This window comes from Lysobacter sp., from assembly GCA_013141175.1.
GTDB lineage: Bacteria > Pseudomonadota > Gammaproteobacteria > Xanthomonadales > Xanthomonadaceae > Lysobacter_I.
Window position 1 is genome coordinate 2946199 of record JABFRN010000001.1, and the last position, 21908, is coordinate 2968106.

The following is a 21908-nucleotide window of genomic DNA, read 5'->3' on the forward strand; positions in this document are numbered from 1 at the left end:
CATCACGTAGATGTATCAACACTGGGACGCTAACGCGCTGGTGGTGCTGATCACCGCGATTTCGGTGAGCCTCGCGGTATTGGTGCATTACGAAGGACTGAATCTGCTGTCGCGCTGGCTCTCGGCCCGTCACGAAAGTCATCGGCGCAGGAAGGTGCTCTACGGCATCTTCGGCGTGCTGGCGCTGCATGTCGCCGAAATCTGGGTGTTCGGCGCAGCGATCTGGGGGCTGTTGATGTTCCCGAACACCGGCGTCGTCGCCGGTGCGCATCCGCTGAGTCTGCTCGATGCGGTGTACATGTCGGCGGTGACCTACACCACGGTGGGCTTCGGCGATCTCGCACCGATCGGCCCGATCCGCTTCATCGCCGGGACCGTCGCGCTCACCGGTTTCGTGCTGATCACGTGGTCGGCGTCGTTCACGTATCTGGAAATGACCCGCGACTGGCGCGAGCGCTGAGTCGTTTCGATCGATCGACGAAGAAGCCGCACGATGCGCGGCTTCTTCGTTTGCCGCAGCGAACGGATCAGCTCAGGCCTTCGTCCTGCAACGCTTTCTGCACGGCGGGATCGGCTTCCATTCGCGTTGCGAAGGCGGCGAGGTTGTCCAGACCGGAAAGATCGACACCGGTGGCGCGTGCCCAACGATAAGTCACATACAGATAGGGATCGGCGACCGTGCGGCTGCCGGCCAGCCACTGCTTGTCGGCCAGATGCGCGTCGGCGCGTTCGTAAAGCGTGCGGATTTTCGCGCGTGCGGCATCCTTGGTCTTGTCGATCAGCGCGGTATCTTCGAGATAAGCCGTACTGCCGAACAATGGATGGAACGACGGGTGTAGGTCGGAGTTGGAGAATGCGATCCATTTGTTCACCTCTGCGCGGCTCTTCGCGCTGCCGTCGCCACCGAGACCGGATTCCGGATTCAGATCGGCGAGGTAATTGAGGATCGCCGAATTCTGGGTGAGCACCCAGCCATCGTGATCGAGTGCGGGGACCGCGCCGGCCGGATTGATCGCCAGGAATTCCGGCTTCTTGCGGTCGTCGCGGCCGACCTTGACGGTTTCGTATGGCTTGCCGATCCATTCCAGCACGATGTGATCGGAGAGAGAGCAGGCGCCGGGGGAGAAATAGAGTTTCATCGAGGGTTCCATGGGGTGGGTTCCGGATCATGGTGCGCTGGGGCGTGGCGCTCAATCGCGACGCATGGAACGCAGTGTCGTTCGCGTCGCGCAAAAAAAACGACCGCGAAAATGGCGGTCGTGAGCAGTACAGCGATTCGATTCCGGAATCGAAACCGTGGCGGCGTCATCCGCGTCCGGGTTTGTCTTTCTGGGGCTTCAGCGATTGCACCTTGAAGAAACTGTGATCGCCGATGGTCGCGACCTGATAGGCGTTGCGCCAGCTGGGCTGGGCGATGGACAGGGCCGCGAAGTGGCTGGCGCCGGGAACGATCTCCTTGCGCTCACCGACCGGAAGCGCCCAATTGCGCTCCGCCTCGAGGGCGATGGTGATCGCCTGCGACCAGGCTTCGGCATTGCTGAGTTGCGTACGCGGCGAAACGATGGTCGGCGCGAACTGTTTGCGGGCGGTGACGACTTCGCACATCGAATCGCCCCACAAGCCGCTGTCCTCGCGACGCAGGGCGACTTCGGCGACCGCCTGCTGTCCGCGGACAGGCTGATTGCGTGCTTCCAGGTACAACGTGGTGCTGAGACATAACGAGTCGGCGGCCTGGGGGGGCAACACCGAGGCGATCCAAAGGATCCATGCGAGCTTCATGAGAACTCCTTGCTTCGTTGCTTCGGGCCGGACGGTGGCGGGGTAAGGGCCCACGACATCGATACGGGTGCGACATGGCGATAGACAGTCCGGCGTGAAGCCGGGCGCTTGCGAGGATCGCAAGACAAGGGGCTGCGGGCTCTATGGCCGCTTGTAGCCCAAACGTGGATCGTGTCCGGGGAAGCACCCTTCCTGGGCGGTTCGTCGCCTGACACGATCTCGCGCTGGTCCCGCATCCGGTGGCGGGAAAGCGGGCGTAGGTTAGTCATCGAAACATAACGACAGCTGAACAGAAATCAGGAAATCTCTGATTCAATTGGAGTTTTTGTTCAAAAGGCGCCGTAACTCACTGTCAGGGCAGGAGGAATAGCCTGCCGTGGACTCGTGCCAACGGCACTGTGACCAGAGTCGCGAACTGGAGCGTCCGATACGATCGAGGGCCGATCCGCGCGCTTTCGAGCCCTTCAGAACCCGGCGGCGAGACGACTACCCTGGGAGATGGCGCGTTTGGCGTCCAGTTCGTCGGCCACATCCGCGCCGCCGATCAGATGCGGGGTCACGCCGGCCGCCTGCAGTGCGTCGGCCAGCTCCCTTCGCGGCTCCTGGCCGGCGCAAACCACCACATGATCGACCGGCAGCAGCTGTTCCTTGCCGTCGACGCGGATACGGAAACCGCTGTCGTCGATGCCGAGATATTCCACGCCGCCCAGCATCGTGACCTGCTTGGCCTTGAGCGCGGCGCGGTGGATCCAGCCGGTGGTCTTGCCCAGCTTGGCGCCCGGTTTGCCCGGGCTGCGTTGCAGCAGCCAGACTTCACGTGTCGGCGGCTCGGGCGATGGTTTGCGCAGACCGCCGGGGCCGGAGAAGGTCGGGTCGACGCCCCATTCGGCCATCCAGCGTTCCACGTCCAGCGAAGGCGAGCCGTGTTCGAGGGCACCGTGCAGCGGTGGCAGGTCGAACGCCGTCGGGTCCAGTACCGGCATGTGCACCAGGTATTCGGCGGTATCGAAACCGATGCCGCCGGCACCGACGATGGCGACCCGCGCGCCGGGCTTGACGCGTCCACTGAGCACATCGAGATAGCCGACGACCTTGGCGTGATCGGAGCCCGGGAAATTCACTTTTCGCGGGCGGATGCCGGCGGCGAGCACGACTTCATCGAAACCCTTGAGCGCATCGACATCCGCCACGGTCGACAGCCGCAGCTCGACGCCGGTGTCCTCGATCCGATTCCGGAAATAGCGCAATGTTTCGTGGAACTCTTCCTTGCCGGGAATCCGCTTGGCGATGTTGAATTGCCCGCCGATTTCGTCGGCGGCGTCGAACAGCGTCACTGCGTGGCCGCGCTCGGCGGCGACTGTCGCGCAGGCGAGGCCGGCGGGACCGGCGCCGACCACCGCGATCCGTTTCCGACTGTCCGTCCTTACATAGTTGAGTTCGGTTTCGGCACAGGCGCGCGGGTTGACCAGACAGCTCGCTTTTTTCTGCTCGAACACATGGTCGAGGCAGGCCTGATTGCAGGCGATGCAGGTGTTGATGCGGTCGGCGCGCCCCGCGCGTGCCTTGTTGGCCCATTCCGGGTCGGCCAGCAGGGGGCGCGCCATCGAAATCAGATCGGCGCCGCCACTGCCGAGAATGCCTTCGGCGACATCGGGCATGTTGATGCGGTTGGTGGCGACCAGCGGCAACTTCACCTCGGGGCGCAATTTTGCGGTCACACCCGCGAACGCCGCGCGCGGCACTGAGGTCGCGATCGTCGGTACCCGCGCCTCATGCCAGCCGATGCCGGTGTTGAGGATCGTCGCGCCGGCCGCTTCGACCGCCTTCGCCTGGGCGACGATCTCCTCCCAACCCGAGCCTTCCGGCACCAGTTCCAGCATCGACAGTCGATAAATGATGATGAAGTCGGGACCGCAGGCCTCGCGCACCCGGCGCACGATCTCGGTCGCGAACCGCATGCGCTTCGAAAGATCGCCCCCCCAGCCGTCGCTGCGGCGATTGGTGCGCGCGCTCATGAACTGGTTGATCAGATAGCCTTCCGAGCCCATGACTTCGACGCCGTCGTAGCCGCCGTCGCGCGCGAGTCTCGCGGCATTCGCATAAGCGGAAATCGTGCGTTCCACCCCGAAACCGGTCAGCGCGCGCGGCGTGAACGGGTTGATCGGCGACTTGATCCGCGAGGGCGCCACCGACAGCGGATGGTAGGAATAGCGGCCGGCGTGCAGCAACTGCAGACAGATCTTCGCGCCATGGCTGTGCACCGCATCGGTGACCTGACGGTGTTTGCCTGCCTCCCACGGCCAGCTGAGCTTGCCGGCGAAGGGCGTCAACCAGCCCATCATGTTCGGCGAGAAGCCGCCGGTGACGATCAGCCCGACGCCGCCGGCCGCGCGTTCGCCGAAATACGCCGCGAGCTTGGGGAAATCGCTGGCGCGATCTTCCAGCCCGGTGTGCATCGAGCCCATCAGCACACGGTTGCGCAGGGTGGTGAAGCCCAGATCCAGTGGTGAAAACAGATGCGGATAACGTGTGGTGGCGGTTTGGGCGGTCATCGGTCGATACGCATACGTATGGATGAGGCGCACGATGCCGGGAAAGCCCGTGTCACTCAAGTGGTTTCGCGCAAACGCTCGCGAACAGGTTGCCGATGGTAGCGATTCGACCAAGGCCGCAGGGCGGTGCGGGTGTCGGGTCTGGCAAAATAGTGTCCTTACCCACGTCATCAACGCGCCACGCACCCAAGGGCCCCGTTTTATGAGTCATGCCGATATCCGCTCCGCCGTCCGCCCGAATCCCGACCAGCCGATGGTCGACATCGCCGATTACGTCATCGACACGAAAATCGAGTCGCAGGAAGCCTACGACACCGCCCGCTACATGCTGCTCGACTCGCTGGCCTGCGCGATGCTGGCAATGAAGTTCGATGGCTGCGTGAAGCATCTCGGTCCATTGGTGCCGGGCGCGGAATTGCCGGGCGGCGCGCGCGTGCCGGGCACCTCTTTCGAACTCGACCCGGTGCAGGCTGCGTTCAACATCGGCACGCTCGTGCGCTGGCTCGACTTCAACGACACGTGGCTGGCGGCCGAATGGGGCCACCCGTCCGACAATCTCGGTGCGATTCTCGCCGTGGGCGATTACCTCGGCCGCAAGGCCGAGCGCGAAGGCGGGCAGGGTCCGACCGTGCGCGATGCCTTGACCTGGGCGATCAAGGCCCACGAAATCCAGGGTGTCTACGCATTGCAGAACTCCTTCAACCGCGTCGGCCTGGACCATGTGATCCTGGTCCGCCTGGCATCCACGGCCGTGTCGACCGCGATGTTCGGCGGCGACAAGGAAGCGGTGATCATCGCCGTGTCGCACAGTTGGATCGACAACGGTGTGCTGCGCACCTACCGCCACGCCCCCAACACCGGGCCGCGCAAAAGCTGGGCGGCCGGTGACGCTTGCCGTCGCGCGGTCACCCATGCGCTCAACGCCGCGCACAAGAAGATCGTCGGTTATCCGTCGGCGCTCAGCGCCAAGACCTGGGGCTTCTACGACGTCGCCTTCAAGGGCAAAGCCTTCGAGTTCGAGCGCCCGTTCGGCAGCTACGTGATGGAGAACGTGCTGTTCAAGATCAGCTTCCCGGCCGAATTCCACGCACAGACTGCGGTGGAGTGCGCGATGCAACTGCACGCTCAGGTCAAGGACCGGATCGACCAGATCGAACGCATCGAGGTCGAGACCCAGGAGGCCGGTGTCCGCATCATCGACAAAACCGGCCCGCTGTCGAACTATGCCGACCGCGACCATTGCATCCAGTACATGATCGCAGTGCCCCTGATCCACGGCCGCCTGACCGCCGACGACTACAACGACGATATCGCGGCCGATCCGCGCATCGACGCGCTCCGCGACCGGATGGTCGTCAAGGAGAACCCGCAGTTCACGAAGGACTACTTCGATGCGGACAAGCGCTATATCGGCAATTCGGTACAGGTCTTCTTTACGGACGGAAGCGCCACCGAAAAGGTCTCGATCGACTACCCGATCGGCCACCGCAAGCGACGCGCCGAGGGGATTCCTGTACTGATGGACAAAGCCAAGGCCGCTCTGGGTTCCCATTTGCCGGCTGAACAGGCGGCTGAAATCATGCGTTTGGCCGCCAATCCGGCCGAAATGGACGGAATGCCGCTTTCTGCATGGATGGCGCTGTTTTCCGCATGAATGAATACGTTCAGGTTCCAACCCGGATCATGCGCACCGACAGCAGACTCTCGGCGATGGCAAAGGTTCCCTCCAACCTGAACTGTGCTTGGAATCGCAAAACTGTTATGCTATTGTTAACAAGGCCATGACGCGGCCGGATCACAATGAATGGGATGGTGAGCCCCGATCGGTGGCCATCCTGTTCAAACCGACACCACCGAGTCTTTTCAATTCCTCCAAGGAGCATTGAGTAATGAACAAGAAACTCCTCTGTGCTGCGCTGCTGAGTGGGCTGGCCGTGGCCCAGACCGTCTCCGCGCAGGACTTCGACGACCGCTGGTACCTCACCACGTCTGCAGGCTTCAATCTGCAGGATGGTGCCCGTGACACCCGCAGCGCCCCGTTCGGCACCCTCGGTTTCGGCAAATTCATCAGCCAGAACTGGTCGCTCGATGGCGAGTTCAACTACCAGAACCCGCGTTTCGACAACCAGAACCTGCTTCTGAATCCGAACCGTCCGCTCGCGGGCCGTGCGCAGAACCTGAACTGGAGCCAGTACGGCGTCTCGCTCGATCTGCGTCGCCACTTCATCACTGAAGGCCGCAACTGGAACCCGTACGTGCTGGCCGGCCTCGGCTATCAGCGTTCGGAAGAAGAATTCGACGCTTTCCCGAACCCGAATTCCCCCGGTCAGCGTGAAGACGGCAACCTCGCCGGCAAGGTCGGTGGTGGTTTGCAGGGCGACCTCGGTCGCGTCGGCATCCGTGCTGAACTTGCTTATCGCCTCGACGCCGACGACAGCAGCGTTGCCGCTGCCAACGAAAGCTGGTTCGGTGATGTCTTGGCTTCGGTCGGTTTCGTTGTACCCCTCGGTGCGGAAGCTTCCGAGCCGGTCGCCGATGCCCCGCCGCCGCCGCCGGCCCCGAACTGCGCCGACAAGGATGGCGACGGTGATGGCGTCAACGATTGCAACGACAAGTGCCCGAACTCGGTTGCTGGTGAAGCGATCGGTCCCGACGGTTGCAAAGTCAACATCGCGATCGACCTGAAGGGCGTCAACTTCGACTTCGACAAAGCCACCCTGCGTCCGGACGCGGTTGCGATCCTGAACGAAGCCGTCGAAATCCTGAAGCGTTACCCGGATCTGCGTGTCGAAGTCGCCGGTCACACCGACCTGTGCGGCAAGGACACGTACAACCAGTCGCTCTCGCAGCGTCGTTCGCAGACCGTGTACGACTACCTGACCAGCAACGGCATCGACAGCGGTCGCTTGGCCGGCCCGAATGGTTACGGCGAAAGCCGTCCGCTCGTGCAGACCGGTCAGACCCTGCCGGAATGCAAGAACGAAACCAACCGTCGCACCGAGCTCAACGTCCAGTAATTCCGGACGCGCTCCGCAGCAATATCCCGAAGCCCGGCCTTGTGCCGGGCTTCGGTGTTTTTGAGAATCGTTTTCCGGAGAGCCGATTTTCCTGCGCCCGGTCACGCTCTCTACGATCTGCAGCGATGGACGGTTGTCGCCAGCCCGGTCGGCGGCCTACACTCCGAAGTCATTCGACCGGAGAGAACCCATGCGCATAGCCCCTGCGTCCACCTGCATGCAAGGATTGATGGCCGTGGGTCTGATTGCGCTGTCGGCGACATTCGCTGGTCCTGCGCATGCTGCCGCCGTGGATTGCGCTTCGTTCAAACCGCTTGCGCCGGTCAAAGGCAATGCCCTGCAGTTGACACCGATTGCCGAAGAACTGGCCGCACCGAGCGCGCAGGTCGGAACCGGCGTTGGTTTTGCCCAGTTGTTCTCGGAAGGCGCCACCGTCGAAGTCGTGCTGTCGCGTGTCCAGCATCAGGAATGCCGTGCGACCGCTGCTGCAAGACAGCCCCTTCCAGCCACGGCGAGCGCGGGCGCATATCAGCCGAAGCCTGGCGAAAGCAGTACCGCTTGGCGCTTCGATATGACCCAGAACGGCAAGCGCATGACTGCGGACGAATTCGACGCGTGGATGAAGGCGCGTGGCGTGCGTGTCGTGCAGGGTCCGGCCAAACCTGCTGCAGTGGCGTCGCCACCTGCGCCCACGCCGCCGACGACACCCCCGAAGAAGAAAAAGCGCTGATTCTGTCGCGCCGCGAGCGCTCTCGGAGTTCCTCCTTCCGGTGGCGCCATGGTGTTGTCGTGCACCGATCCGCCATACATTTTTCGCCGTACCCGTCGCCATGAACCGGATATTGCCTGCGCTGTTCCATGCGATCAGTCTGATGATCGTTCCGGGTCGGCAATGCACCGGACATGCAACCGGTCGAACGTGCAATCACATCGGGCCACTCGGCATCACCCCTCCGCGTATGCGGTGCGCCTGTGATTCAACGATAGCGTCCTGATGCCATCTGCATCGCCCCCTCGCTATGGCCTCGCCCGCGTCCTTTCGAAGCGCGGCGTTTGTTCGCGCACACAGGCGGCCGAGTGGGTGCGTGCAGGCCGTGTCAGCGTCGGTGGCCGTGTTGTACGAGATCCCGAACATCCCACCGTGCTCGATCGCGCCGACATCGTCCTCGACGGCAATCTGCTCGGGGCGCAACCGCCGATCCATCTGATGCTCAATAAGCCGCGCGGTCTGGTCACCACTGTCAGCGACGAGCGTGGCCGGGATACCGTGTATCGTTGTTTCGATGGTGCGGCGCTGCAGGGTGTGCCGTTGCCTTGGCTCGCCCCGGTCGGGCGCCTGGACAAGGCCAGCGAAGGACTTCTGTTGTTCACCAATGATCCGCGATGGGCGGCACGCATCACCGATCCGGAAACCGGGCCGCGCAAGACTTATCACGTCCAGATCGATCGGATACCGGATGTCGATCAGCTCGCGGCGCTGCGCCATGGGCGGGAAGTGGATGGCGAATGGCTGAATGCGGTCGAGGCGACGTTGCTGCGTGCTGGTGAAAAGAACGCCTGGATCGAGATCGTGCTCGACGAAGGCCGCAATCGGCAGATCCGGCGACTGCTGGGTGCGTTCGAGATCGAAACGCTGCGATTGGTGCGCGTGGCGATCGGCGGCTTGGCGTTGGGTGAGTTGCCGAAAGGACAGTGGCGTGTCCTGGACGAGACCGCGCTAAGCAGCCTGGGCCTCTGAAGCCGGACGCGCACGAACGAGACACGGATCACCTGCGCGCCAGACGCGATGCGTGAACTGTGCGCGCCTTCACGCCCGCATTCAGGCTTTGCGGTTGGCGCCCCGCCTAAACTTCCAACGGGGGCGGTCCAACGTCCAACGAAGGTGTCACTCGATGCGCATGTTCATGCCTGCGGTGCTGTGCGCCGCGATCGCTGTTGTTTCCGGTTGCGCCACGCAGGCCCCGGGTGTCGTCAAAGCATCGCCCCTGCCCGCGCCGCCGGTGGCTGTCGGTAAATCCAACCGGTTCGAAATGACCCAGAACGGTCGCCAGATGAGCGCACGCGATTTCGATGCATGGATGAAGGCGCGTGGCATCCGTATCGCAAAGGGAGCGCCTGCCGCAAAAAAACCGCCCAAGTCACAACCCAAGGCGCAGGCAAAACGGCGCTGACGACCAGCGGTGTATCCGCAAGTAGATATCGGCAAGCAATCCAAAGGAGTCGTTCGCAACGATACCTTCGGTTTCCGGAACGATCGCCGCACGTCGTTCGGACAGTTCGCGCTGGCTGTCATCAAAGGAAAAGGCGCAGTCACGTTCACATGCTCAAGGAGCGACACGATGAACAACCAATTACAGGCCCCACTTCTCAAGCGCTTCGGGCAGTTTCCTCCAGCGATGGGCCGACGATACGGCTTTGCGGCGATGTTCATGAGTCTGCTGCTGTTGTTCGGCGGGACCGTGCAAGCGCAGCAGACGCCGGCAATGCAGCAACTGCTGTACACGAAGGTGAATTTCGACGTTGCCAAGGTCAATTATCAAATCGGCCGCGGTTATGCGCTCGCAGGGAAAGCCGCCACGGCACGCACTTATTTCACTTCGGCGCATATCAGTGCAATGCAGATGTATGCTCATTCGTTGTATCTCCACCAAGAGAACATCAATGCGCTCGTCAATGGGCAATACAGCAACGTCTATTACCAGCAGCTGGCGGTATCGTATTCAAGTCTATTGCGGGCGAGGGTGAACATCCTCACGGCGCATTTGGGCGTATTGAGGCAGACGCCACTTTCAGCGTCGGCTCGCGCCAGCGTTGATGCGGATATTCTCAATGTCTATGCCGCGTTGCTGTACACCGAGCAGGCGATGTACAACGCGCAGTATTGATGGAAGTGGATTTTCAGGCATCGGGGCATCCGGGTCGCTTTGGCAAGCCGGATGCCTCGATTCGATCGACGAGCGCAGTGGTGGGTATGTCGTTCCATGGGCTGGGAACGAATGATCGCTACCGTCTCGATGGACGATAGACCGTCGAGCGCAAGGTGGCGCTGGATCGAGGCTAACGCCCGACCACGCCCAGTTCGTGCCCGATGCGGGTGAACGCGTCGATCGCGCGGTCGAGATGTGCCCGCGTATGCGCCGCGCTCATCTGCGTGCGGATGCGTGCCTGGCCTTTCGCCACGACCGGGAAAAAGAAGCCGATCGCGTAAATGCCCTCTTCGAGCAGCCGCTCGGCGAAACGTTGCGCCAGCGGCGCGTCGTAGAGCATCACCGGGCAGATCGGGTGCACGCCGGGTTTGATATCGAAACCGATGGCGGTCATCTTCTCGCGGAAATAACGGGTGTTGTCGGCAAGTCGCTCGCGCAGATCCCCGGCGGTGGACAACATGTCGAAGGCCTGGATGCCCGCCGCAACCACGTGCGGCGGCAGCGAGTTGGAAAACAGATACGGCCGCGAGCGTTGGCGCAACATTTCGATCACTTCGCGCTTGGCGGTGGTGAAACCGCCGAGCGCGCCACCCATCGCTTTGCCGAGCGTACCGGTGAAGATGTCGATCCGATCCATCACCCCCTTCACTTCGGCCGAGCCGCGGCCATTCGCACCGAGGAAACCGGTGGCGTGGCATTCGTCGATATGCACCAGCGCGCCGTACTTCCTCGCCAGCGCCGTGATGTCGTCGAGCGGCGCGATGAAGCCATCCATCGAGAACACGCCATCGGTGGTGATCAGTTTGGTTCTGCAGCCGGCCGCATCGGCGGCCTGCAGCTGCGCTTCCAGATCGGTCATGTCGCAGTTGGCGTAGCGGAAGCGCTGTGCCTTGCACAGGCGCACGCCATCGATGATCGAAGCGTGATTGAGCGCATCGGAGATGATCGCGTCGTGTTCGTCCAGCAGCGGTTCGAACAGTCCGCCGTTGGCGTCGAAACAGGCGGCGTACAGGATGGTGTCTTCGGTACCGAAGAAATCGGCGATTTTCGCTTCGAGCTGCTTGTGCAGATCCTGCGTGCCGCAGATGAAGCGTACCGATGCCATGCCGAAGCCATGGGTGTCGAGGGCGTCTTTCGCTGCAGCGATGATGTCGGGGTGGTCGGCCAAGCCGAGATAGTTGTTGGCGCAGAAGTTCAGCACCATGCGGCCGTCGGCGAGCCGGATTTCGGCCGACTGCGGGCTGGTGATGATCCGTTCGGACTTGAACAGCCCCTGCGCGCGGATGGTGTCGAGTTCGTCAGCGTATCGGCGGGTGAGGGGCGGAGTGGCTTCGGACATGGCAGCGGATCGCAGTGGGCGAGCTGCCTAGTGTAAATCGGCCGCCGCTGCGGGAGGGGCTCGAGTATCGGGGTTCGCTTCGGTGCAGAGGCCGGCCCCGAAAGCCCGGCCATGTCAGTCGGCAGTGGTGCCCACCGCTGCGTTTTCGGCGATCAGTTCCCGCACCAGTATCACCAGCGAGTCTTCGGAGAAGGGTTTGCCCAGCATCCGGGTCACGCCGGCCTGTTCCGCCATTGTCTGGTGTTTGTCGGTCGCGCGCGAAGTGATCATCACCACCGGCAGGTCGCGGGTCTCGGCGTGATTGCGCAGGTTGCGGGTGACTTCCAGGCCGTTCATGCGCGGCATCTCGAGGTCGACCAGCAGCGCATGCGTGGGTTTGGCCTGGATCGCCGCCAGCGCCTCGAAACCATCGCGCGCGGTCGCGACTTCGAAGCCGGCGTCCTGCATCAGTTGTTCCAGTGCGCGACGCACGCTGAGCGAGTCGTCGGCGACCACCACACGGGTCACGGGCGCCGCCGTCAGCGAAAGATCCGCCGTATCGAAGTGGCTTTGCTGCGCGGACTGCAGCAGTACGTCGAGATCGATCACCGGCGCGAGGCCACCGTCGCCGAGCTGGGTGATGCCGCGGACCGCGGGAATCGGCGGGAGGTAGGCGCTGATCGGTTTGACCACGACACTGCGGACTTCGTCGATGCCGCGCACGAGCACCACGTTGCCCCTGCCGTCCGCATCGCGAACGTAGAGGCCGATGCCGGACGTGCCGACCCACATCGAGAAGTCGGCCGATTCGTCGTAGAACGCTTCGATCGGCAATGCGGGCAGGACCTCGCCATCCAGTGCGACGCGCAGTTGGCCGTCGTCGTAGCTGCATTCGCCAGCGGCGAAACTGACGACGCGTTCGACCGATGCCGCCACCACTGCGCTGACCTGACGCTGGCCGCGGGCGACGATGACGTTGGCGAGGGTCTGGGTGATCGGCAGGCGCAGTTGCACGCGGGTGCCGTGGCCGGATTCGGTGGTGATCGCGAGCGTGCCGCGCAGTGCGGCGATGCGCTGGTTGACCACGTCCATACCGATGCCGCGCCCCGAGACTTCGGAGGCGGTGCTGCGGGTGGAGAAACCCGGCAGCAGGATGAGGCGGGTGAGTTGGCGTTCGTCGATCGCTTGCCCGGGGCCGAGCAGGCCGGCGCTGATGGCGCGCGCACGGATCGCTTCGAGGTCGAGCCCACGCCCGTCGTCATGCAGCTCGATGGTCGCGGCGTCGCCCTGCAGACCCACGCGCAGCACGATATGACCATGTTCGGATTTGCCGGCGGCGAGGCGCTCCTGCGGCGTCTCGATGCCATGATCGATGGCATTGCGCAACAGATGCGCGAGCGGTTCGACGATGCGTTCCAGCAACTCGGCGTCGACCGGGATGTCCTCGCCGATGATCTCGAGCTGTACTTGCTTGAAGACCTGTTTCGCGGTCTGGCGCACGATACGCTGCAGGCGCTGCGAGACTTGGCCGAACGGCACGGTGCGCGTGCGCAGGATGGTGCGCTGCAGGTCGCGATTGAGCTGTTCCTGTTCGCTGCGCAGGTCGGACAGCGCATTCATGATGCGTTCGATGCGGCGCTGGAATTCGCTGCTGTCGGCATGCGCTTCCAGCAGCTGGCGCGAGATCACGTGCAGTTCGTTGTACTGGTCGATCTCGAGAGGATCGAGATCGGCGCCGGCTTTCTGTGCGGTGGACTGCAGTGCCGCGCCGCGCAGCGCGACCAGATCGTCGAGTCGGCCCATGAGTTCATGGGTATAGCGAACGCCCTGTCGCTGGTCGCGTTGAATCGTACCCAGGCCATCGAGCTGCTGGTCGATCTGACGCGAGGTCACCAGCGTTTCGCCGGCCAGTCGCTGCAGTTCGTCGAGCAGCGTGCTGGGGACGTTGAGGCTTTGAATGCCGCTGGCGGCCATGCCGGTGTCTTCGGTCGGGATCGCGGGCGCGATGACCGGCGACATGGCCGGCAATGCGTCATCGGTCGGAACGACCGGCAGGACGACGTCGGTGGGGCTGGATTCCGCGCGATCCTGTTCTGCGCGCGGCGCGGCTGCCTGTGGCGCCTGGGCGCCATCGGCAAGTGCGTTCGCGGTGTCGAGGATGTGCTGATAGAGGTCGAGCAGGTTGTCCGGTGCACGCCCCCGGCCGAGCAGGTGGTCGGAGATTTCTTCGACACCGTCGCTGGCGGAGGTCAGCAATTCGGCGCAATCGTCGTTGAGCAGATCGGGCCGCTTCGCCAGTACGATCAGGATCTCTTCCAGCGCGTGGGTGATGTTCGCCAGCCCACGGATACCCACGGTGTTGGCATCGCCCTTGAGCGTGTGCGCCACGCGGCGGGCTTCGTCGATGGGTTCGGGCGAACGGGTGTCGGCGAGCGCACGGACCGAAGCGCCAAGGCGCGCGGTATTGCCCGGCAGTTCCCGGAACATGCCGTCGAGCACATTCGGCAGGACGTCTTCCGCTGGCGAAAGGCCGATGTCTTCGACGGTGGCGAGGGTTTTGCGCTGCGCGATCAATGCCGGATCGAAGCCGATGACGATCCTCGCCATCTCGTCGTGCAGGGCGCGCGCCCAGGCGTCGTCCAGCTCAGGCAGTGCCGGTGCGACGGAGGTCAGCAGGTCGGCAGCATCGTGGCCAGGCTGTTCGATCGCTCCGAACAATGCGCCGCACCACATCGCCACTTGTTCGGGCGGCACTGCGGGGTCGCGGCGTTCGATACTGTCGTGGACCGCAGCCATGCCCTGCGCGAGCACCGGCGTGCCGATCAATTCCAGCACGTTCACGATGAGCTGGCATTGGTAGGCGAGTTCTTCGACGATGGGCGCATTGGCGTCCGCATCCGGCGTTTCGGACCATGCCTGCGCGAGCGGAAGGACCTGCTCGACGATGGCTTGGCGGGTGAGATCGAGTTCTTCCTGACCGATCCAGATCGGCGACTGATCCGCTTCGATCGTCGGCGTGCCGCAGTCCTGCGAAAGCGCGCCTTCGGTGAAGGCGAGCGCGAGATCGCCAGAAGCGATCCCGGCCCCTGTCGTTGGCTCCATCGCAGGATCGTCGATTGCGGTCTCCGTGGACGACGGCGCCTGCGATCCCGTGGTTTCGACAGCGACCGCTGCCGCAATCGCAGGGACTTCCTCATCGAAGGCAAAGACGAAAGCATCGACATCCGCAGGCGCCTGCAGCGTGTCGATGGCGATGGGCGACGCCGGGATTTCCGCGGCGGTCGCGCCTTCTTCGAGTCGGCGCGCGATCGCATGGGTGAAATTTGGCGACAATCGCGGCATCCATTCGATGCCTTCCGGCAACTGCGCCAACAGTTGCCGCCCTTCGCGATCGAGGCGACCGGCGGCATGCTCCTGCAGGCCGATGAACCAGAGCGTCATCTGGGTCAGATCGTCCTGACTCAGGCCGTCGCCACGACGGCCGAGATCCTGCAGCGCCGCTTTCCAACTGCGCAGCAGATCCGGGACGCCGGGCAGGGGCGCGGCGGATGCGCCTTCCTGCAGGGTTTCGACCATCTGCCCGAGCAGGATGGGATCCGCCATGTCGGGCACGGCGTTGGCCACTTGCAACAGCGACACGAGGGTGTCGAGCTGCGAACGGTAGTGCGCTGGCGCGATCGTCTCTGCGCTGCCGGGCGGCGGTGACATGGCGTACTTCCTCGTCGGTGTGGCGTGTGTCGTTTCGGTGCTGTTCCGCTGCCGGATCAACTCGGCAGGCGGAATTCCGAAACCGTCCGCACCAACGCCGATGCCGATTCGGTCAGCGACTCGGTATCGCCGCGCTGCTGTTCGATTTCCTCCAGGGTGTTCTGCGAAGCGCTGATCAGGTCGTAGGCGCGGGCCAGCAGGCGCTGCGAGGCTTCGCCCTGGGTCTGGGTCGCGATCGTGATGCTGCGCACCGAGTTCACCAGCGCTTCGGTCGCTTCGCGGTTGTCGTTCATCTGCGCGCCAGCGCGGTCGGCGAGCTTGGTGATGTCCACGACCTGGCTGATGGTGCCGTTCATCGCCTGCAGTGTTTCGGTGGTATCCGACTGGATCGCACTCACCAGTCCGGCGATCTGCTGGGTCGCTTCACGGGCGTTTTCAGCAAGGCGCTTCACTTCGTCCGCCACCACTGCGAAACCGCGCCCGGCTTCGCCGGCCGCCACCGCCTGCATCGACGCGTTGAGCGCGAGGACCGAGGTGCGTTCCGCGATCTGTCCGATGATGGTGACAGCAGAGGAGATTTCCTGCGAACGTTCGGCCAGTCGCTTCACGCGTTTTTCCGTCTCGCGGATCTGATCGCGCGAGTTGGTGATGCCTTCGACCGTGGCGCGGACCACCGACATCGCTTCGTTGGTCGTGACCAGCGCGCGTTCGGCCTCGCGTCCCGCATCCTGCGCCTGTTCGCCGATCTTGCGCAGTTCGTTCGCCGTGGTGCTCAATTCCGCCGATGCGGCGTTCGCCTGGTTGCTCGCCTCGTCGGCGAGTTTGTACACGTTGTCGGCGCGCTGTTTGACGCGCCCGGAGCTGTCGGAGACCTGCGCCGAAATGGTGTTGACTTCGCGCAGCGCGCGCGCGGTCGCGTTGGTCATCATGTTGATGGCGTCCGAGACCACGCCGGTGACGTCTTCCGACACCGGGACCTTCACGTTGAGATCGCGCTGCGCGAGCTGCGCGACCGAGGTCATGATCTCGATCACCGAGTTGTTGAGCTGTTCGTTCTCCTGCTGCGCGCGGGCGAGTTCCGACACTTTATCGTCGAGCAGGGCATCGAACGCTTGCGAGAGCTGGCCGATTTCGTCGTTCGATTGCATGCGGGTACGGGCGTCGAGTTCGCCGGCGCTGACCTTGGCGACGGTGTCCTGCACCTGGGACAGCGGCACGTTGATCGAGCGGGCGAGTCGCAGACCGGCGAACAATGCGATCAGGCCCACCAGCAACAGCGTGAAAAGGCCCACGACGGCGATACCGCGCTGCAGCGCCGTGACCGGCGCGTTCGACTCGGTTTCGTCGATTTCGGAGAGAATGACCCAGCGCAGGCCGAGGATATCCAGCGGCGCGTACGAACCCAGCACGTTGATGCCGCGATAGTCCGGATACACCGCGGTGCCGCTCTGTCCGGCCAGCGCGCTCTGCACGCCACGGGTGTCGACGGTCATCAGGCCGACGTTGGAATCGCGCGAGTCCATCGAGGCGAGTTTGTTCTGGGGCGTTTTCAGCCCGCGCATCAGCTCGACGAAACCCGTGCTGTTCTGCTTCATGAATCGCGAGATCGAGCGCGGCGTCTTGTCGGGGCCGACGAGATACGTTTCGCCGGAGTCGCCCAGGCCGACATCCTTCCACTTGTCGTTGAAGGTCATGATCTGGTTCACGCGGTCGATCGGCAGCTGCACGATGAAGACGCCGATGGTGCGCCCGTTTTCGATGATCGGCGTGCTGACGAACGATGCCTGATCGTCGTACGAGGGACGGTACGGCGCGTAGTCGGTGATCAGCACATCGTTGCTGTTCTTCGCCGACATCGCTTTGGAGAAGGCCTGGCCCAGGCCGCTCTGTGCCCATGGGCCATCGCGCAGGCTGGTCGCGAAATCCAGTTCCTTGAAGTAGGTGTAGACCACGAAGCCGGTCTCGGCATCGACGAGGAAGAAGTCGTACAGGCCGTAATCCTGCACCGCGCGGCGTGCATAGGCATGGATGCGCGGATGCATCGCGCTATAGGCGGAGCCGTCGCCCGACTGGTCGAGATCGTTCTTCTTGCCGAGCGGATTCGGATTCTTGGCGATGTAGGCGTATTGCGCCGCAAGGGTCTGCGGCGGCAGTTTCGCGACGACCTCGGAGATGTCGGTGCGCTGTCCGGGGTTGCGGACGGAAAACTGGCGGCCGAAGTCGTTGCGGTAATAATCGCTCAATGCGGCCTTGGCCTGCTCGAGGTCCGTGGTCGCGACCATCTTCGGCTGCATCGCGATGCCGTCGCGCAGCGCCTGCTGCACTTCGGCGGTATTGGACACGGTACGCATCAAGTCGGCGACGTTGTCGAAGTAGGCCTTGATTTCCTCCTGCTTGCCGGCGCGGATCGAGGCCATCTGGTCGTAGCCGCGTTGGTTCAGCGCGCTCGCCGACTGGCGGCTGGCGTAGTAGCCCAACACGATCGCGAGCAGGATCAGCGGGATCAGCGCCAGCGCCGCGGTACCGGCGATGAGTCGCCCACGGATACTGCCGAAGAAGGAAGATGAAGAGCTGGCCATGGAGTGTCCCCTCGAAAGCGAAAGTCTGGATGCGTGTCGGTGTGCGGTGCCGCGCCTGGTCCGCGGTGTTCAGGCGGCCGCGTTGCCGGAAATCTGCCGCGCAGTGGTTGCGAGCCAACGCTGGATATCGAACTCGCGCGCCCTCCCCAGGGCGCTGGTGTAGCTCCGGCCGAGAAACGGCGAGAGTGCGCCGTCCTCGGTCGGTGTTGCGTCTTCGGCGCCGATGGCCAGGAGCGTTGGCGTGGTGGCGCAGAGCATCGCGCAGGCCTGTGCGCCCAATCCGATCGCGACCACCTGTCGACGCGTGTCGGTTTCGGCCGGCAAACCGGCCCAACCGGCGAGGTCGAATACCGGCAAGAGGTTGCCGCGCTGGCTGACCACGCCCTGGAACCAGGGCCGCGTGTTCGGGACCCGGACCGGTGCGGCTTCGATCAGTACCTGGAGCGGCACGCCTTCCGGCAGCAGCAGCCAAGGCAACTGGCGATGCGGACGGAACGCAATGCGCGGCGCGATGACCTGCGCCGCCGGCTCCGATCCCGCAATGGCCGTTCCGGATGCGGACATGCTCAGCCGTAGGCCTTCAGTGTGTCGAGGATCTGGTCGGCGGAGTAAGGCTTGCCGATGAGCGCTTTGCCACCCTGCATCTTCGCCCAGATATGGTCGGCCTTCTGGTTCTTGCTGGAGACGAACACCACCGGGATCGCTTTGGTGTCGGGGTTCGACTGCAACTGCCGGCAGGCTTCGTAGCCGTCCATGTCCGGCATGATGATGTCCAGGAAAATCAGCGACGGTTTCTCGACAGCGGCTTTCTGCACGGCCTCGCTGCCGTTGGAGGCGGTGACCGAATGCCAGCCGGCGTCGGTGAGAATGCTGCGGAGGTTGGCGAGTTCGGCGGCGGAATCGTCGCAGATGAGGATCTTGGGCATGGGTGTTGAATCCTTGGGGAGCGCGTGAACAGGGGAAAGCATCGCGTTGCGCCGATGGCATCGCGGGTCGGTATCAGGTCCGGTAGCCGCGGGCGATCATCTGCGCGCGGTCGTTGCGGAAGTGCTTCATCAGCGCCTTGTCGACCGCCTGGCTGAAGGTGTCCCAGGTGATCGGCTTGGTCAGATAGCTGTCGCAGCCCGAGAGCGCGCCGCGGGCGCGGTCGAACGGCGAAGAGCGACTGGTGAGCATCAGGACCGGCATCAGCCGGGTGTAGCTGTTGTGCTTGATCTTGCGGCAGAGCTCGTAACCGTCGGTACCGGGCATGACCACGTCGAGGAAGGCGAGGTTGTAGCTGTTGTGCTGCAGCAACTGCATGGCCGCTTCGGCGCTGTCGGCCTGGTCGCAGGCGATGCCCAGGCGCTCCAGCGCCATCCGCATCTGTTCGCGCACGGTCAAACTGTCGTCGACGACCAGGGCGCTGAGCGGCTGCGGCTGCCCGGCCTTGCCGGCGACGAAGGCGCTGTCGGTGGCGGCGGCCAGCGACGAGGCGGTTTGGGTCTGCTGTGCGGTCAATGTGGGATGGGAGCTGACCTTGGTCCCGGTGAATTCATGCTCCGCCAAGTCTTCCAGGACCCGCATGACCTGCAGGAACAAAGACTTGCGCTCGATCCGGTAACGGGTATCGCCCGCCATGCCGTGGTCCGAGATCGTGACCGCCAACAGGTTCGGACAGCGCTGGCGGAGACTCTGGTACATCTCAAGGGAAAGCGGCGAGCTGGCGTCGACGATGGCGACACGGGGAGACGACGCGTTTTCGGCCTGGGATGCGTGGAAGGTATGTCGCCCGCTGTTTGCGCGGTTGATCACGATTTCGAGGAGCCGCGAGTCCCGGGCGGTCAATCCGCAAAGCGCTACCGAGTAGGTCATACCATGTCTCATTCACTTGGGAGGGGACGCCCGCGATCCTTTGCAGGGTGTTCGGGATATTGAGCAAGTTTGATGCCAATTAATCAACAGGTGGTGGCTGAATTGTTGCTGGCATCAAATTTGCTGAGGGGTTTCGGCGAGTTAAATATGAGTTAATCTCGTTGCGATGCAGCCTGAAGCGGCATCCACTCCCCCCCGTACACCCATATACCTGAGGAGGTTTTTGTGCGTAAACAGATGATTTCGCTGGCGTTGCTGGCACTGATGCCGCTGGCGGCCCAAGCCCAGGAAGACGATGGTTCCGGTTTCAACTGGAATGCTGCAGCCACGTCCGAATACATGTTCCGCGGTATTTCTCAGACCGACGACAAGCCTGCCATCCAACTCGGTGCCGGCTACAGCTTCTCCAACGGCATCTATGTCGGCGGTTGGGCGTCCAACGTCGACTTCGGTGAATCCACCGATGCCGAAATCGACACCTTCGTCGGCTGGAACGGCGATCTGAACGACAACGTCAACCTCGACGTGCAGCTGGTCCGCTACAACTATGTCGGCGAACCCACCGGTGTCGATTACGCCTACAACGAACTGATCGGCAAGGCCACGATCGCCGAGGATTACACGGTCACGCTCGGTTACACCAACGACTATCTCAATACCAGCGAAAACAGCATCTATGCCGGTGTGGGCGGGAGCTGGGGCGTTGGCCACGACATCAACCTCACTGCAGGTCTGGGTTATACGTCCAACAGTGGTCCGCTCGACAACTACATGGACTACTCGGTCGGTGTGAACCGCGATTTCGGTCCCGTCAACGTCGGTCTGGGCTACATCGGAACCGACAACAACGGCGAAGCCATCTTCGGCAAGGATAATGCCGAAGACAAGTTCGTGGTGACGTTCGCGTTCGGCGGCTGATCCAGCGCATCACGCGGCTGCAGTACGGCCGTGAATACGGAAGGGCGCCCCAGGGCGCCCTTCTTCAGTTCCAGCTGAGGACGACCTTGCCCGATTTTCCGGACTCCATCAGATCGAAACCGGTCTGGAACTCGTCGATCGGCAGTTGGTGGCTCAGGACCTTGCCCAGTGGGAAGCCCGACAACACAAGCTGCGTCATCTTGTACCAGGTTTCATACATTCTGCGTCCATAGATGCCCTGCATGGTCAGCCCCTTGAAGATGACCTTGTCCCAATCGATTCCGGCACCGCGGGGCAGGATGCCAAGCAGCGCGATCTTGCCGCCGTGGTACATGCAGTCGAGCATATCGTTGAAAGCGCCGGGATTTCCGCTCATTTCCAGGCCTACGTCGAAGCCTTCCATGTGCAAGTCCGCCATCACTTCCTTCAACGAACTCTTGCTGACGTTGACGACGCGGGTCGCACCCATGTCCGCAGCGAGCTTCAAACGATAATCGTTCACATCGGTGACCACCACATTGCGGGCGCCGATGTGTTTGCAGATGCCGGCGGCCATCACGCCGATCGGGCCGGCACCGGTGATCAGCACGTCCTCGCCGACGACATCGAACTCCAGCGCGCAGTGCGCCGCGTTGCCGTAAGGGTCGAAGAACGCGGCCAGTTCGCTGGGGATCTGGTCGGGGATCGGCCACAGATTGCTCGATGGCATCGTCATGTATTCGGCGAAGGCGCCGTTGCGGTTCACGCCGATGCCGACGGTATTCGGGCAGAGATGCTGTTTGCCGGCGCGGCAGTTCCTGCAGTGCCCGCAGACGATGTGACCTTCGGCGGACACGCGTTGACCGATGCGGTAGCCGGTGACGCCGGGGCCGAGCTCCACGATACGGCCGACGAATTCATGGCCGATGACCAGACCGGGTCTGATCGTACGCTGGCTCCACTCGTCCCAAAGATAGATGTGGAGGTCGGTGCCGCAGATCGCGGTTTTCTCCAGCTTGATCAGGACTTCGTTGGCGCCGGGAGAGGGCACGGGCACCTGTTCCATCCAAATCCCTTTGGCGGCTTCGCGCTTCACCAGGGCTTTCATCATCATCGCGGCCATCGCTTGCCCATCGGTCGGGGTAAGGGCGCGGATTATACGCCGCGCGGTCGTTCGCTCCGGGCCTTGTACCGTGCACGATCCGCCATTCAGAACCGTATGGTCGAAAGCCGCTGTTCCCGGGGCGATGCCTCGAAAAGCGGGGCCGGATCGAGAC

18 protein-coding genes are annotated in these 21908 nt (G+C 63.3%); 8 read left to right on the forward strand and 10 right to left on the reverse strand.

Translation table 11 applies throughout. The features are described 5' to 3' along the window. The first annotated feature begins 10 nt into the window (after positions 1–10). Entirely contained in the window at positions 11–460 is a 450-nt protein-coding gene (locus HOP03_12935; GenBank protein ID NOT89073.1) for a two pore domain potassium channel family protein, read from the forward strand. A gap of 67 nt (positions 461–527) precedes the next feature. Here the strand turns inward: HOP03_12935 and HOP03_12940 are convergent, their stop codons facing one another. The 3 genes from HOP03_12940 to HOP03_12950 form a co-directional block, all read right to left on the reverse strand. Then, positions 528–1139 (reverse strand): glutathione S-transferase family protein, encoded by a 612-nt coding sequence (locus tag HOP03_12940; GenBank protein NOT89074.1) that lies wholly within the window; start codon positions 1137–1139, stop codon positions 528–530. 166 nt (positions 1140–1305) lie between these two features. Then, entirely contained in the window at positions 1306–1779 is a 474-nt protein-coding gene (locus HOP03_12945) for a cell wall hydrolase (GenBank protein NOT89075.1), read from the reverse strand. A 464-nt stretch (positions 1780–2243) separates the two neighbouring features. Further along, entirely contained in the window at positions 2244–4331 is a 2088-nt protein-coding gene (locus HOP03_12950; protein NOT89076.1) for an NADPH-dependent 2,4-dienoyl-CoA reductase, read from the reverse strand. A 202-nt stretch (positions 4332–4533) separates the two neighbouring features. Here HOP03_12950 and HOP03_12955 point away from each other — a divergent pair, with 202 nt between their 5' ends. From HOP03_12955 to HOP03_12980, 6 genes are all read left to right on the forward strand, one after another. After that, positions 4534–5985 carry a bifunctional 2-methylcitrate dehydratase/aconitate hydratase gene (locus HOP03_12955; GenBank protein ID NOT89077.1) on the forward strand — a complete coding sequence of 484 codons (1452 nt, stop codon included), beginning with the start codon at positions 4534–4536 and terminating at the stop codon, positions 5983–5985. A 235-nt stretch (positions 5986–6220) separates the two neighbouring features. Continuing rightward, positions 6221–7348 carry an OmpA family protein gene (locus HOP03_12960; GenBank protein NOT89078.1) on the forward strand — a complete coding sequence of 376 codons (1128 nt, stop codon included), beginning with the start codon at positions 6221–6223 and terminating at the stop codon, positions 7346–7348. Between the two features lie 190 nt (positions 7349–7538). Then, positions 7539–8078 carry a hypothetical protein gene (locus HOP03_12965; protein ID NOT89079.1) on the forward strand — a complete coding sequence of 180 codons (540 nt, stop codon included), beginning with the start codon at positions 7539–7541 and terminating at the stop codon, positions 8076–8078. A 264-nt stretch (positions 8079–8342) separates the two neighbouring features. Beyond that, positions 8343–9086: an rRNA pseudouridine synthase gene (locus tag HOP03_12970; GenBank protein ID NOT89080.1), complete on the forward strand. Its 744-nt coding sequence runs from the start codon at positions 8343–8345 to the stop codon at positions 9084–9086. A gap of 154 nt (positions 9087–9240) precedes the next feature. Beyond that, positions 9241–9519, forward strand: a complete 279-nt coding sequence (locus HOP03_12975) for a hypothetical protein (GenBank protein ID NOT89081.1) — start codon at positions 9241–9243, stop codon at positions 9517–9519. 168 nt (positions 9520–9687) lie between these two features. Continuing rightward, positions 9688–10233, forward strand: coding sequence for a hypothetical protein (locus tag HOP03_12980; protein ID NOT89082.1), 546 nt, complete (start codon positions 9688–9690; stop codon positions 10231–10233). A gap of 172 nt (positions 10234–10405) precedes the next feature. On the opposite strand, the gene kbl is transcribed toward HOP03_12980, so the two are convergent. From kbl to HOP03_13010, 6 genes are all read right to left on the reverse strand, one after another. Continuing rightward, positions 10406–11614 carry a glycine C-acetyltransferase gene (kbl, locus tag HOP03_12985; GenBank protein ID NOT89083.1) on the reverse strand — a complete coding sequence of 403 codons (1209 nt, stop codon included), beginning with the start codon at positions 11612–11614 and terminating at the stop codon, positions 10406–10408. Between the two features lie 114 nt (positions 11615–11728). Continuing rightward, positions 11729–15301, reverse strand: a complete 3573-nt coding sequence (locus HOP03_12990; GenBank protein ID NOT89084.1) for a response regulator — start codon at positions 15299–15301, stop codon at positions 11729–11731. A gap of 56 nt (positions 15302–15357) precedes the next feature. After that, the gene (locus HOP03_12995) at positions 15358–17880 is read right to left on the reverse strand and encodes a HAMP domain-containing protein (GenBank protein ID NOT89085.1); all 2523 of its coding nucleotides are present in this window, start codon (positions 17878–17880) and stop codon (positions 15358–15360) included. A 69-nt stretch (positions 17881–17949) separates the two neighbouring features. Beyond that, a complete protein-coding gene (locus HOP03_13000; protein ID NOT89086.1) occupies positions 17950–18444 on the reverse strand; it encodes a hypothetical protein in 495 nt (164 codons plus the stop codon). Positions 18445–18446: 2 nt separating this feature from the next. Then, positions 18447–18806 carry a response regulator gene (locus tag HOP03_13005; GenBank protein NOT89087.1) on the reverse strand — a complete coding sequence of 120 codons (360 nt, stop codon included), beginning with the start codon at positions 18804–18806 and terminating at the stop codon, positions 18447–18449. Between the two features lie 73 nt (positions 18807–18879). Then, a complete protein-coding gene (locus tag HOP03_13010; protein NOT89088.1) occupies positions 18880–19734 on the reverse strand; it encodes a response regulator in 855 nt (284 codons plus the stop codon). Between the two features lie 225 nt (positions 19735–19959). Between HOP03_13010 and HOP03_13015 the strand changes: the two genes are divergently transcribed. After that, positions 19960–20652 (forward strand): hypothetical protein, encoded by a 693-nt coding sequence (locus tag HOP03_13015; protein NOT89089.1) that lies wholly within the window; start codon positions 19960–19962, stop codon positions 20650–20652. A gap of 64 nt (positions 20653–20716) precedes the next feature. Here the strand turns inward: HOP03_13015 and tdh are convergent, their stop codons facing one another. Further along, the gene (gene tdh / locus HOP03_13020) at positions 20717–21739 is read right to left on the reverse strand and encodes an L-threonine 3-dehydrogenase (GenBank protein ID NOT89090.1); all 1023 of its coding nucleotides are present in this window, start codon (positions 21737–21739) and stop codon (positions 20717–20719) included. Positions 21740–21908: the final 169 nt, after the last annotated feature.